The following is a 12,307-nucleotide window of genomic DNA, read 5'->3' as shown; positions in this document are numbered from 1 at the left end:
CTCTATAGCAGTATGGATACGAAGGTTTCAATAGGCTTGGGGAATCAGACTTCTCGGACGAGAAAGAAAAGGTGGTGGGTCGTGCTGGATTCGAACCAGCGACCAATTGGTTAAAAGCCAACTGCTCTACCAACTGAGCTAACGACCCCCAGTTGCTGCTGCATTCTACAGAACGCTTTGAAAATGTCAACAATTTCAGCAACTTAACTCCTTCAACCCACCTGACGTGTGGAGGTGGTGGGTCGTGCTGGATTCGAACCAGCGACCAATTGGTTAAAAGCCAACTGCTCTACCAACTGAGCTAACGACCCGAAGGAGCCGCGTATATTACTGATATTTTCGCGGCTGACAACCCTTTTTCTGAAAAAAGTTTCAGATTCAGTAACTTAGCCCCTGAAAGCCCGCGTTACTGAACCTGGGCACCTTTGAGTGATGCAGTCATGCAGCGCGCGAGTGCATTATTCAGAGGTGCCTTGCATTTTTTTCAGGTAGGCCTGCGCAAGAGAAACGGTACTGTCGCTCTTGCCAGCGTACTGACTGATGACTTCCTGCAACAGCGCCTTGCTCTCTGCCTTCTTACCTGATTTATCAAGCACCACGGCGAGCTTGTATGAAGCATCCGCGGCTTTCGAGTGATCACTGTGATCCTCTTTCACGGTTCGGAAGCGCGCTTCCGCAACATCGAGCTTCCCCTCAACCATGCTGACTTCGCCTGCCCAGTAAATTGCATTTACTGCGAGTGCATCGCCGGCGTAGTTTTCAGCAAAGCTATCGAAGGCCTTACGTGCTTCAGCAAACTTTTTATCCCGCACAAGCTGCATCGCTGACTTATAGGCCTCTCCTGCTGGAGGGAGTGCCTCGCCGTCATTGTTATCAGCTTCTGACTGAGACACTTCCTGGCTGTTAACCGCTGGCGGCGCCAGAGTTAATGCAGAGATTCGACTATCAAGGTCAAGGTAGCGATCTTGCTGCGACGCTTCCATTCGCCTGACTTTGGCCTGCTGCTCTTCGAGCTGGCCGCGCAAGGAGGCAACTTCCGTCTTCATCTGCTCCACCTGGAGCATCAGTTCGGTAAGAAGGTCTCCACCAGGATTGGCGGATGGGGCAAGGATCGGAGATTGATCGGGAGTAACGACGGGTTCAGAACTGGCCGGGGCAACCACTTGGGTTGACCCGACCGATACCCAGCCGTCATCTGAAAGCGCGCTGACAGACGAGGCTGCCAGCGCCAGAGTAACGACAAGCCGCTTCATTAACGGCTCTGGTATTTAACTTCTACGCGACGGTTCTTAGCGTATGCCGAGCTGGTGCTACCAGTAACTGCTGGCTTCTCTTCACCAAAGCTAACAACTTTGATCTGGCTTGAAGAAGCACCTTTCGCCATCAGGAACTGACGAACAGCGATTGCACGACGCTCACCCAGAGCCAGGTTGTATTCAGGAGTACCGCGCTCATCAGCGTGGCCTTCCAGTACAATGCGGGCACTTGAGTTTGACGCCAGGTATGCAGCGTGCGCACTCAGAGCAGCTTTGCCAGACTCTTTGATGCTTGACTGGTCAAAGTCAAAGTAGAAAACAGTGATGTCCAGCAGAGCCTGCTGAGCCGCTTTCTCAGCGTCTGACATCATTTGTTCACCCTGCAGTGACGCAGACTCAACACCAGTAGTAGCGCTATCAGCTGCTTCGTTTGCCTGCTGTTCGGTAGCAGTCGTTGCAGCGCCTGCACCCTCTTCCAGGTCACCATTGTTGGCACATGCAGTTACCAGAAGTGCGCCGAAGGCGATACCCAGTGCTTTGTACAGTGCTGTTTTTTGCATAGTTGCTTCTTCCCAATTGTGGTTAGTAGTTCAGATTAATTCAGTATCGGAGACCAGGCCGGTTCGCGTACGTCTCCGAATCTGGATGGCAGCCGGAATTTTACTTCCCCATCCACCGATACTGCCGCCAGAATACTTCGTTCTTTCTCAGTTGCCGCATAAATTACCATACTTCCGTTGGGGGCAACACTAGGCGATTCGTCCAAATTCGTGTCCCGGGTCAGTATTCTTACCCGGCCACTTTCCATGTCCTGCGAAGCGATATGAAACTGGTCTCCGTTACCGTGTACGTAGACCATTTTGCGGCCATCTGCGGTCATTCTCGCTCTGGCATTGTACCGACCTTCGAAGGTGACCCGCTCTACCGAGCCATCGACAGTGTCCAGTTTGTAAATCTGCGGCCCACCAGCCCGGCTGGAGGTAAACAGAATATGGCGATTATCGGTCATCCACTGCGGCTCAGTATCAATGCCATAGTGTTTGGTAATTCTTTCCGCCTTACGGGTGTTCAGATCCATCACGTAAATATCCGGGTTACCCAACCTTGAGTGTACAAAGGCCAGTTTGGTTCCATCGGATGAGAAAGATGGCGCACTATTTGATCCATCCCATGCTACGACCTTTTCGCGTTTCCCGGTTGCCAGCTCCTGGAAGAAGATTTCGCTCTGTCCATTTTCAAATGAAACGTACGCTACTTTTTTGCCGTCAGGAGACCAGGTCGGCGACAGGATAGGTTCGTCTGAACGGAAGATAAGTTGCTCCCGGGCACCGTCTGCGTCGGCAAAGTTCAGGTTAAAACGTGAACGCTCCCGGTTAGTGGTGACGTAAACCATCTTGGTCGAAAATACTCCCGGGATACCAGTCAGCTGCCCGAAAATATGATCGCTGATGTAATGCGCAAGATCCCGAAGCTGAGTCGCCTTACCTTTAACACGGTGATGAATCAGAGTTCGCTGCTGATGTACGTCCAGCACCTGAAATTCGACAGCGTATCCACCTTCTGCGGAACTTATCTGGCCAACTACCAGATAATCCTGTTTCAGCCGCTGCCAGTCGACGTAATTTACGTCCTGCGGAGTATGAGGCGTCGCCAGCATAAGAGAGCGATCCAGCGTGCGGAAATATCCCGAGCTTCCGAGGTCATTATTCACTATGGCGCTGATGTCTTCTGGCAGTTCCAGTGCTCCGTTCCATTCAAAAGGCACAACAGAAATCGGCAAAGCGCTCTGTCTGCCCTGCGTTACTTCAATCACTAATTCTGCGTGTGCGATCTGGCCCAATACCAGCGCCAGTACAAATAATACTCGTGTTACCAAGAGGCATTCTCCGGTCTGAATTTCATGGTTAAGCGTCGGAAGTTTTGCTCAAACACCCGAATATCGTCAGGCACAGGAAGCGGCGACGCTTTCAGAATCGCCTGCTCTACCGAACGGTCCAGTGCATCATTACCACTGCTACGCGTTACGTTGGCGGAAATAACTTCACCGGTTGGCACCATAACAAGACGTACTTCAACTTCCAGTTCGGCACTGACATTCGGTGGATAGTTCCAGACGGACGCTACTTGTGCGCGAATAAGATCCTGATACTCCGCCGTCATCTGGGCCGCTTTTTCTGCCGCTTCGGCAGCGCGCGCAGCCTCTTCCTGTCGGCGTATTTCCGCCTCTGCCTGCTCAAGTGCCATTTGTTCCATCAATGCTTGTTCAGCTGCAGCCTGCTCCCGCGCCGCTTTTTCGGCAGCAGCCTTCTCAGCAGCGGCTTTTTCTGCGGCCGCCTTTTCGCGTGCTGCTTTTTCTTTCGCAGCCTTCTCTTTGGCCGCTTTTTCTTTCGCTAACTTTTCCGCTGCAGCTTTTTCTTTAGCTGCCTTCTCTTCAGCAGCTTTCTGGCGCGCTCTTCGTTCGGCTTCAGCTTTCTCTTTTGCAGCCTTGTCAGCCGCAGCTTTATCCCGAGCGGCTTTTTCTTTCGCTGCTTTTTCGCGGGCAGCCTTTTCTCGCGCTGCTTTCTCGCGCGCGAGTTTTTGCTGCCGCAGACGTTCAGCTTCACGCTGACGCTGCAGATCTCGCTCTTTTGCCGCCTTGTTCTCTTCCTGAACAACTTTCGCAATCATGTGCGGTGGAACAGGCTCAGACATGACCGGCTTATCACGTTGCCACTCGCTCACCAGCAGGATAACGGCGACCAGGTGAATGACTACGGCACCTACAACTGGCAGGGTATAACTGCCGGGCTCGCGCCAATTCATATCAGGGGCGAGCCTCCGGGTCTGGCGCTTCGGTGACGAGGCCGACGTTGGTAATTCCTGCCCCCTGAAGGTTACCCATCAGCAGCACCACCTTACCGTAAGGCACAGACTCATCACCGCGAATCATGTAGCGAGTGTCCGGCTGAGCTTTCAGTAACTTTCCTGCGTAATCCGTCACGCCAGTCAAAGACATTGGCTCTGGCTCTTCTTCCCCACGCTCAACATAATAAAGACCATCTGAACTGACAGAGATCATTAGCGTCGTGTCGTCCGGATCAATTTCGGTCGGCGTAGAGTCAACATCAGGCAGGTTCACAGGGACAGATTGCACCAGCATGGGCGCAGTCACCATGAAAATAATAAGAAGAACCAGCATCACGTCGATGTAGGGAACAACGTTGATCTCCGCCATTGGGCGGCGTTTCGTCATTTGCTGCTGAAGCGGTTCCATCAGAGAGCCTCCGCTCCGGTACGCTGACTCTGACTTACCTTGTGTGCCTGGCGATACAGCAGAGCACTGAATTCATCGGCAAAAGTGACGAGAGCCGTCTGGAACTTCTCGGTTTTAACGACGTAACGGTTATAGAAAATTACCGCAGGAATCGCCGCAAGCAGACCCATAGCCGTCGCGACCAGAGCTTCAGAAATACCCGGTGCTACCGTTGCAATCGTTGCTTGCTTCACACTGGCTAAGCCCTGGAAGGAGTGCATAATGCCCCATACCGTACCGAACAGGCCGACGTACGGGCTGGTCGAGCCAATGGTTGCCAGCATTGGCAGATGATTTTCCAGCTCTTCGGTTTCCCGAGTAATCGCGATGCGCATGGCACGCTGAACACCCGCCATCATGGCTTCAGGATCCCCCGGGCTTTGTTGACGCATTTTTCCAAATTCTTTCAGGCCGGCCATAAAGACTTTTTCGGCAGACGAATTTTCTGGCTGCTGCTGGCACTCACGATAAAGATCGTTGAGGTCAATACCTGACCAGAACCGCTCTTCAAACTGACGCATAGATTGCTCAGTGGCAGAGATCAGGCGACCGCGTTGAATAATAATGACCCAACTTAATACTGACGCTGCCACCAGCATCAGCATCACCAGCTGTACCACAAAACTCGCATTTAAAATCAGATGCGTAATTGAAACCGACTCGTTCACTTTGGCTCCGTTAGGTTTTCATCAGGGCAACGATATCAGCAGGTATTGCTGCAGGCCGCCCTTCGTTGTTAATACACGCGACACGCACCTGCGCATCGACTAAAAGTTCTTCGGTTCGTTCTTCCGTTTTTTCCGCTGATTCAGACCGCCGGATCACCGTCTGGTTCAACGTCATCCCGGCTTTCGTTATTTCAGCTAACTCTGTTGTCGCGACTATCTGGTCATCTAATACGGCTGCTTTGCGATATCGGATGTTGAGATCCCGAACAACAAAACGGACTCCCGCCTGCATCAGAGCTTGCTGCTCAAAACCGAGTGAGCGCAGCCATTCACTTCGGGCACGCTCCATATAGCGCAGGTAGTTGGCGTAAAACACGATACCACCGGCGTCCGTATCTTCGATATAGACTCTCAGCGGCCATTCAAACGCCATCATTATCCGACCCGAAACGTGCTGGCAGATCAATCCCGAAATGGAGATAAGCGAGCTTTGTCGCCGTTCGCCCACGAGGCGTACGGGTGATGTAGCCCTGCTGCATCAGGTATGGCTCAAGCACATCTTCGATGGTATCCCGCTCTTCACCAATAGACGCTGCAAGGCTTTCGACCCCGGCCGGACCTCCGTCGTATTTTTCCATTAACGTCAGCAGCAGACGGCGATCCATGTGATCAAAGCCCTGCGCATCGACGTTCAGCATGTTCAGGGCGAGGTCTGCGACTTCTTTGGTTACACGTCCGTCCGCTTTGACCTGAGCGTAGTCACGCACACGACGCAGCAAACGGTTCGCAATACGGGGAGTGCCACGTGCCCGACGGGCGACTTCCTGCGCGCCTTCTTCTTCGACCTCCAGCTCCATCAGACGCCCGGAGCGGCTGACGATGCTCGACAGGTCATGAATGTTATAAAACTCCAGACGCTGCACAATACCGAAACGATCTCTCAGCGGTGAGGTCAGCAAACCTGCTCTTGTGGTCGCCCCGACTAAGGTGAACGGCGGCAATTCAATCTTCATTGATCGTGCGGCCGGACCCTCACCCACCATGATATCAAGCTGATAATCTTCCATAGCGGGATAGAGTACTTCTTCGACCGCCGGACTCATGCGATGAATTTCATCGATAAAGAGCACGTCGCCCTCTTCGAGGCTTGTCAGAATCGCAGCCAGATCGCCTGCTCGCTCAAGTACCGGACCGGATGTCGACTTGATCTGAACACCCATCTCTTCGGCGATAATATTGGCGAGGGTCGTTTTACCCAGACCCGGCGGGCCAAATACCAGGGTGTGATCCAGCGCTTCACCACGTCCTTTGGCCGCTCCGATGAAAATCTCCATCTGCTCCCGCACGTGCGGCTGACCAATGTAGTCATCCAGCATACGGGGGCGGATAGCGCGATCCTGCTTTTCTTCACCAAGCTGCGGTGTCGGTGCAACAAAGCGATCAGTTTCTATCATTTGCCACCCATGGTGTTACGCAGAGCAATACGGATCATTTCTTCGGGGGTGCTGCACTGATCCGCCACTTTCATCAACATTTTTGACGCTTCCTGCGGCTTATAGCCGAGGGCAACCAACGCACCTTCCGCCTCAGCGAACGCTTGCTCCTGAGTGTTCTTCTCCGCCTGATCGGCAGCAGCCCAGAGAGGTGCCGGAGCCTGCCATTCTTTCAGACGATCACGCATTTCTACAATCAGGCGTTCGGCGGTCTTTTTACCCACGCCGGGCAAACGCGTCAGGGATTTAACATCTTCATTGTGAACACAGTTAGCAAAGGCATTCACATCCATACCAGACAGAATGGCTAGCGCCAGCTTGGGGCCAACACCACTGACCTTAATCAGCGTACGGAATAAAGTACGCTGCCCTTTATCACTGAAACCGTAGAGCTGATGCGCATCTTCGCGAATGGCGAGGTGGGTATAGAGAGTAATGGGCTCACCAATGGAGCCAAGGACCGCGAATGTGGACAAAGGTGCCTGCACCTCGTATCCGACGCCCTGAACATCAATAAGTAATTCCGGGGCCTGCTTTTCGAGGATGAAGCCTTGCAGTCGACCAATCATGTATGAATTTCGCTTGTGTGCTGTATAAATTAACCGGCATAGACTACCAGCAAAATACAGTACTGCTCAATCAGGAAGCGCGGCCACGACGATAGGTTTTTAAGCCAGCACGGCTGATCAGGCTGGCGTTCGTGTGCGCATGACAAAGCGCAATGGCAAGTGCGTCGGCGGCGTCCGCCTGTGGTAGCCCCGGGAGCTTAAGCAGACGCTGGACCATGTGCTGAACCTGCTCTTTTCCTGCGCCACCGGTTCCGACCACCGCCTGTTTAATAGTGCGTGGAGCGTATTCGTGTACTGGCAAGGACGCCAGCTGAGCAGCCAGAATCGCCACACCACGGGCCTGACCAAGCTTGAGCGCTGAGTCGGCATTTTTCCCCATAAATACCTGCTCAATGGCAAACTCCTGGGGGCAATATTGCTGGATAAGCTCGGAGACGCTCTTGTAGATGGTTTCAAGTCGCTCAGGCAGCTCACCGGTGCCTGCGCGAATGCAGCCGCTGGCAATGTATTCAATTTTGCGACCGCCAACCGAATTAATCAGGCCAAAGCCTGTAATACGCGAACCAGGGTCAATACCGAGAATAATCACAAGTGAGGGTCAGTTCGCTGCGTTCTCAAACACCCATTGTTGACCAGAATCTTTATTCTCGACGGTCAGACGCTGCCAGTCTTCGGGTAGGGTCACACGGGTGCATGGGCTTGTGATCATCTGCGCTAAAATTGCGCCTTCTTTTGGGCCGGAGACCTGATAAGCAATACGAATTCTGTCTCCTTTTCGGCTTTGCTCATTCAATTGAACGGCATAGCCCGGAGTCGGTTTTTCACCAGCCCCAATGGTGAGTACGTCATCCACCACGGTAACACTTGGAATTGATCCACAATGCAGGTCTGTACTTGCGGCCAGGTCGAGCTGCGAAGTCGTACCGGCACAGGCTGACAGCACGGCTGCAGACGCAGCGACCAATAAAGAGGAGAAGAAACGTACGCTCAACATCATGAATCCCTATAAAAAAGCCGATACCCAGTATAGATATCGGCAAGTATACAGGCCGCTCCCTGGCCTGTCAGGGGACACAAAGCACCGAGGTGCTGGTTAGCGTCAGGACTTGTCAGGCTTTTACGACCTCAGCGATCAGCCTTCTCGTGCGGAGAATATAAATTCATCATTCTCTACATCAGCGACAATAGTACTGCCCGGCATAAAGCGCCCCGACAGAATATCCTGTGCCAATGGGTTCTCAATCCAGCGCTGAATCGCACGCTTCAGAGGACGCGCACCAAACACGGGGTCGTACCCTACATCCACCAGCTTGCTGGTAGCCGCATCCGTCAGCTCCAGAGACAGATCGCGCTCGCGTAAGCGCTCATGCAGCATGTGCAACTGAATGTCCGCGATGCCGCGGATCTGATCTTTCTCCAGTGGATGAAACACCACAGCTTCATCGATACGGTTGATGAATTCCGGGCGGAAATGACTGCCCACGACTTCCATCACTGCATCGCGCATCGTTTCATAATCGCTGCCGCTATCCGAGGCCATGGTCTGAATAAGATCCGAACCCAGGTTCGACGTCATCACCAGTACGGTGTTTTTGAAGTCGACACGTCTGCCCTGACCGTCCGTCAGCTGTCCGTCGTCCAGCACCTGAAGCAGGATATTGAAGACGTCCGGGTGTGCCTTCTCAACTTCATCCAGCAGGATGACCGAGTAGGGTTTGCGGCGTACGGCTTCGGTCAGGTATCCACCTTCTTCGTAGCCAACGTAGCCCGGAGGCGCGCCGATTAAGCGGGCTACCGAGTGCTTCTCCATGTATTCCGACATATCAATACGGATCATGGCGTCACGGCTGTCGAACAGGAAACCGGCCAGCGCTTTACACAGCTCTGTTTTACCGACCCCGGTTGGCCCAAGGAACAGGAACGAGCCGTTCGGACGATTCGGATCAGAGAGCCCTGCACGTGAGCGCCGCACCGCATTCGAGACCGCCGAGATCGCCTGATCCTGACCAACCACAGAATCGTGCAGCACGTCTTCCATGCGCAACAGCTTCTCACGCTCGCCTTCCAGCATTTTGGTCACGGGCACGCCGGTCCACTTAGAGACCACTTCGGCGATTTCATCTTCCGTCACTTTGTTACGCAGCAGCGTAAACTCCTGCGTACCTGTGGTTTCGGCTTCATTGGCCGAGGCCACCTGCTTCTCCAGCTCTGGAATGCGCCCGTACTGGAGCTCTGACATTTTCTGCAGATCACCAGAGCGGCGCGCGGCGTCCAACTCCAGTTTTGCCTGCTCGAGTTCTTCTTTTGCCTTACTGGCACCTTCGAGCAGAGCTTTCTCTTTCTTCCAGACTTCTTCGAGTTCAACGTACGCCTGACCGGCTTTGTTGATTTCTTCGTTCAGGTCGCTGAGTCGCTTACGGGCGGCATCGTCTTTTTCTTTACGCAGGGCTTCGCGCTCGATCTTCAGTTGAATCAGGCGACGTTCCAGACGATCCATTTCCTGAGGCTTGGAGTCGATCTCCATACGGATGACTGACGCGGCTTCATCCACCAGATCAATCGCCTTATCCGGCAGACGTCGATCAGCGATATATCGCTGCGACAGTTTGGCCGCCGAGACGATGGCACTGTCGGTAATTTCGACACCGTGATGCACTTCATAGCGCTCTTTCAGGCCACGCAGAATGGCAATCGAATCCTCGACGCTGGGCTCATCCACCAGCACTTTCTGGAAACGACGCTCGAGCGCAGCATCTTTTTCAATAAACTCGCGATATTCGTCCAGCGTGGTCGCGCCGACACAGTGCAACTCACCGCGTGCCAGAGCCGGCTTGAGCATATTGCCCGCGTCCATGGCACCGTCGCTCTTACCAGCGCCGACCATTGTGTGTAGCTCGTCAATGAAGAGAATGATCTGCCCTTCTTCTTTCGAGACGTCTTTCAGAACGGCTTTGAGACGTTCTTCAAATTCGCCACGGTATTTTGCACCCGCGAGTAACGCGCCCATGTCCAGCGACAGAATGCGCTTATTCTTCAGGTTTTCTGGTACTTCACCATTGATGATGCGCTGCGCCAGCCCTTCGACCACGGCGGTTTTACCCACACCTGGAGGGCCAATCAGCACCGGATTGTTTTTAGTACGACGCTGCAACACCTGAATAGTGCGACGGATCTCTTCGTCACGGCCAATCACAGGATCGAGCTTGCCAGCTTCTGCACGCTCGGTCAGGTCAACACAATATTTGCTCAGCGCCTGTCGGCTGTCTTCTGCGTTAGCGTCGGTCACTTTTTCTCCACCACGCATATCTTTGATTGCTTTCTCAGCGTTTTCGCGGGTAACGCCCGCTTCTTTTAAGGCCTGACCTGAAGGGCCACGCTCATCCAGTGCCACCAGTAGAAAAATCTCGCTGGAGACAAACTGATCGCCGCCCTTCTGGGCTTCTTTATCGGCGAGATTCAGTAAGCGGCCCAGTTCGGGGGCCAGCTGCACATTGCCATCCGGCGAGCTGACTTTGGGCTGATCACTGAGAATGGCACGTAAGCGCCCTTCGAGGTTACTGACGTTCGCGCCACAACGACGCAAAACGTCTTTTACCGAACTGTCGGTCTGCTCGAACAACGCCAGGAGCACGTGCACTGTGTCAATCTGATTATGATCCTGACCAAGCGCGATACTCTGACTCTCAGCCAGGGCGTTCTGAAGGCTTGTTGTTAAACGGTCCATCCGCATCGTTTCGTTCTCCTGCTCATGGTTAGCGCGCTCCCGGTGAGGGCTGGCGAGCTAACCGAGTTTTGATTTCGGTTTAAATCTCTGGGCAACTATTTATCTGGCTATTTGGCTATCTATGCAGCTGCCTGTTTAAGTGTCTGGTCTGCAGTCTATATGGTGATAAATTAATAAATTTCAACAACTACATATATAACTTTAGTAAAATTCACTTTTAATTCATTGATACAGCGCAAGCTTACTCCGAAGACCATTCAATTCATCAGACAGCTCGATTCATGCGTATAATGCGACGCCTCTGACGGCGCGCTGTAGCGTCTATCACTCTCTATATAGTGTCAGTCGGGCTTAGCTCAAGGGCACGGCTTACTGTTCTGGATGTTATGACCTCAAACTTGCGACAAGCGGCTTTATTTCTGATCGGCGGAGAGGCTCTGCTGGCCATCATGGGTGCGTTGATTAAATACCTCTCAGAAAGCCTGTCGACAGAACAGATCGTGTTCTTCCGCAACGCGGCTGGCCTGATCATTCTGATGCCTTTGATTCTGCGGCAAGGCACCACCTTACTGAAGACCTCAGTCTGGCACTGGCACCTGATGCGAGGGCTGGTCGGCGTCAGCGCCATGTACTGTTATTTCTGGGCGCTCGGACACATGCCCCTGACTGAGGCATTTCTGGTGAAACTCTCCAGCCCCTTCTTTATGCCACTCATCGGCTTGTTGTGGCTTGACGAGCGCGCAGGTAAATACAGCATAGCCGCTGTATTTGTCGGCTTTGCCGGTGTTGCCTGCATTCTCAGACCCGACGACAGCACATTTACTTTTATTGCACTGGTCGCCCTGCTCGGTGCTTTTCTCGCTGCCCTGGCCAAAGTCACGATTCGACGCATGTCTGAAACGGAATCCAGTCAGACGATCGTATTCTACTTTGGCGTCATTGCGGCCCTCGTCAGTGCCCCCGGGGCGGCCGTGACCTGGCAACCTGTATCAGCGGATCTCTGGGGCTGGATACTTCTTCTCGGCCTTGTGGCCACACTCGGCCAATTGGCCCTGACCCGAGCCTACCGTACGGCGCCCACAGGTAAGGTGGGGGTTTATGCCTACAGCGCTGTTCTTTACGGCGCCTTGATGGGCTGGCTTATCTGGGATGAGATCCCGATGTGGACGACCTGGCTGGGCGCCTCGTTAATTATTGCCGCGGGCTTTATCAATCTCTACAGGCCGTCCAAGAAAGCCTGACCTTCCGTTGGCAGATTCTGGCTTTTATTATTTCCTTTTGTTTAACTATGAGGAGAATATTTCA

The 12,307-nt window shown here is 53.3% G+C and carries 13 protein-coding genes and 2 tRNA genes; 1 reads left to right on the top strand and 14 read right to left on the bottom strand.

Annotated features, from left to right (window positions below; all coding sequences use genetic code 11):
- Nucleotides 1-72 precede the first annotated feature (72 nt).
- From BW941_RS11140 to clpB, 14 genes are all read right to left on the bottom strand, one after another.
- Nucleotides 73-148: transfer RNA gene (locus BW941_RS11140), tRNA-Lys, on the bottom strand.
- A gap of 87 nt (nucleotides 149-235) precedes the next feature.
- A tRNA-Lys gene (locus tag BW941_RS11135) sits at nucleotides 236-311 on the bottom strand.
- A gap of 147 nt (nucleotides 312-458) precedes the next feature.
- Entirely contained in the window at nucleotides 459-1,253 is a 795-nt protein-coding gene (gene ybgF, locus BW941_RS11130) for a tol-pal system protein YbgF (protein ID WP_076516090.1), read from the bottom strand.
- Entirely contained in the window at nucleotides 1,253-1,816 is a 564-nt protein-coding gene (pal, locus tag BW941_RS11125; RefSeq protein ID WP_068434591.1) for a peptidoglycan-associated lipoprotein Pal, read from the bottom strand. The genes ybgF and pal overlap by 1 nt, the downstream gene beginning before the upstream one ends.
- Nucleotides 1,817-1,851: 35 nt before the next feature.
- On the bottom strand, nucleotides 1,852-3,132 hold the full coding sequence (tolB, locus tag BW941_RS11120) for a Tol-Pal system beta propeller repeat protein TolB (RefSeq protein ID WP_076516088.1): 1,281 nt from the start codon (nucleotides 3,130-3,132) through the stop codon (nucleotides 1,852-1,854).
- Nucleotides 3,126-4,058: a cell envelope integrity protein TolA gene (tolA, locus tag BW941_RS11115; RefSeq protein ID WP_076516086.1), complete on the bottom strand. Its 933-nt coding sequence runs from the start codon at nucleotides 4,056-4,058 to the stop codon at nucleotides 3,126-3,128. The genes tolB and tolA overlap by 7 nt, the downstream gene beginning before the upstream one ends.
- Nucleotide 4,059: 1 nt before the next feature.
- Nucleotides 4,060-4,509 (bottom strand): protein TolR, encoded by a 450-nt coding sequence (gene tolR / locus BW941_RS11110; RefSeq protein WP_068434582.1) that lies wholly within the window; start codon nucleotides 4,507-4,509, stop codon nucleotides 4,060-4,062.
- Nucleotides 4,509-5,216 (bottom strand): protein TolQ, encoded by a 708-nt coding sequence (gene tolQ / locus BW941_RS11105; protein WP_076516084.1) that lies wholly within the window; start codon nucleotides 5,214-5,216, stop codon nucleotides 4,509-4,511. Before tolQ ends, tolR begins: the two co-directional genes overlap by 1 nt.
- Nucleotides 5,217-5,226: 10 nt before the next feature.
- The gene (ybgC, locus tag BW941_RS11100) at nucleotides 5,227-5,652 is read right to left on the bottom strand and encodes a tol-pal system-associated acyl-CoA thioesterase (protein ID WP_281251178.1); all 426 of its coding nucleotides are present in this window, start codon (nucleotides 5,650-5,652) and stop codon (nucleotides 5,227-5,229) included.
- Nucleotides 5,639-6,670 (bottom strand): Holliday junction branch migration DNA helicase RuvB, encoded by a 1,032-nt coding sequence (ruvB, locus tag BW941_RS11095; protein WP_076516080.1) that lies wholly within the window; start codon nucleotides 6,668-6,670, stop codon nucleotides 5,639-5,641. The genes ybgC and ruvB overlap by 14 nt, the downstream gene beginning before the upstream one ends.
- Nucleotides 6,667-7,278, bottom strand: a complete 612-nt coding sequence (gene ruvA, locus BW941_RS11090) for a Holliday junction branch migration protein RuvA (protein ID WP_068434570.1) — start codon at nucleotides 7,276-7,278, stop codon at nucleotides 6,667-6,669. Before ruvA ends, ruvB begins: the two co-directional genes overlap by 4 nt.
- Before the next feature lie 70 nt (nucleotides 7,279-7,348).
- Entirely contained in the window at nucleotides 7,349-7,867 is a 519-nt protein-coding gene (gene ruvC, locus BW941_RS11085; RefSeq protein WP_068434567.1) for a crossover junction endodeoxyribonuclease RuvC, read from the bottom strand.
- Nucleotides 7,868-7,876: 9 nt separating this feature from the next.
- Nucleotides 7,877-8,275, bottom strand: coding sequence for a protease complex subunit PrcB family protein (locus BW941_RS11080; protein ID WP_084188878.1), 399 nt, complete (start codon nucleotides 8,273-8,275; stop codon nucleotides 7,877-7,879).
- A gap of 135 nt (nucleotides 8,276-8,410) precedes the next feature.
- Entirely contained in the window at nucleotides 8,411-11,008 is a 2,598-nt protein-coding gene (clpB, locus tag BW941_RS11075) for an ATP-dependent chaperone ClpB (protein ID WP_076516076.1), read from the bottom strand.
- Between the two features lie 380 nt (nucleotides 11,009-11,388).
- Between clpB and BW941_RS11070 the strand changes: the two genes are divergently transcribed.
- Complete coding sequence (locus BW941_RS11070; RefSeq protein WP_076516074.1) at nucleotides 11,389-12,243, top strand: DMT family transporter; 855 nt, start codon at nucleotides 11,389-11,391, stop codon at nucleotides 12,241-12,243.
- Nucleotides 12,244-12,307: the final 64 nt, after the last annotated feature.

Source organism: Thalassolituus maritimus (genome assembly GCF_900156675.1).
Lineage (GTDB): Bacteria > Pseudomonadota > Gammaproteobacteria > Pseudomonadales > Oceanobacteraceae > Thalassolituus > Thalassolituus maritimus.
This window is presented reverse-complemented; position numbering and strand designations above follow the sequence as displayed.

Bases quoted from the DNA above. Each gene is read 5' to 3' on its own strand.
- ybgF (WP_076516090.1), bottom strand. From the start codon at position 1,253: ATGAAGCGGCTTGTCGTTACTCTGGCGCTGGCAGCCTCGTCTGTCAGC.
- pal (WP_068434591.1), bottom strand. From the start codon at position 1,816: ATGCAAAAAACAGCACTGTACAAAGCACTGGGTATCGCCTTCGGCGCA.
- tolA (WP_076516086.1), bottom strand. From the start codon at position 4,058: ATGAATTGGCGCGAGCCCGGCAGTTATACCCTGCCAGTTGTAGGTGCC.
- tolR (WP_068434582.1), bottom strand. From the start codon at position 4,509: ATGGAACCGCTTCAGCAGCAAATGACGAAACGCCGCCCAATGGCGGAG.
- ybgC (WP_281251178.1), bottom strand. From the start codon at position 5,652: ATGATGGCGTTTGAATGGCCGCTGAGAGTCTATATCGAAGATACGGAC.
- ruvB (WP_076516080.1), bottom strand. From the start codon at position 6,670: ATGATAGAAACTGATCGCTTTGTTGCACCGACACCGCAGCTTGGTGAA.
- ruvA (WP_068434570.1), bottom strand. From the start codon at position 7,278: ATGATTGGTCGACTGCAAGGCTTCATCCTCGAAAAGCAGGCCCCGGAA.
- BW941_RS11080 (WP_084188878.1), bottom strand. From the start codon at position 8,275: ATGATGTTGAGCGTACGTTTCTTCTCCTCTTTATTGGTCGCTGCGTCT.
- clpB (WP_076516076.1), bottom strand. From the start codon at position 11,008: ATGCGGATGGACCGTTTAACAACAAGCCTTCAGAACGCCCTGGCTGAG.
- BW941_RS11070 (WP_076516074.1), top strand. From the start codon at position 11,389: ATGACCTCAAACTTGCGACAAGCGGCTTTATTTCTGATCGGCGGAGAG.